The sequence below is a fragment of the Rugamonas rivuli genome (assembly GCF_009380165.1).
Classification (GTDB): domain Bacteria; phylum Pseudomonadota; class Gammaproteobacteria; order Burkholderiales; family Burkholderiaceae_D; genus Rugamonas; species Rugamonas rivuli.
Genome location: NZ_WHUF01000030.1, coordinates 1 through 264 on the forward strand (window position 1 = coordinate 1; position 264 = coordinate 264).

A 264-nucleotide genomic window follows, 5' to 3' on the forward strand; every position below is an offset into this window, starting at 1 on the left:
TTGGGCTTACGGCGTGGGGGCTTTTCACCCCCATTATCGCTACTCATGTCAGCATTCGCACTTCTGATACCTCCAGCATCCTTTACAAGACACCTTCGCAGGCTTACAGAACGCTCTCCTACCATATCTATTGCTAGATATCCGCAGCTTCGGTGACTGGCTTAGCCCCGTTACATCTTCCGCGCAGGACGACTCGATCAGTGAGCTATTACGCTTTCTTTAAATGATGGCTGCTTCTAAGCCAACATCCTGACTGTTTTAGCC

General features: G+C 50.0%; 1 rRNA gene. It reads right to left on the reverse strand.

The annotated features are described in order from the left end of the window. A 23S ribosomal RNA gene (locus GEV01_RS30615) occupies positions 1-264 on the reverse strand; the annotation flags it as partial.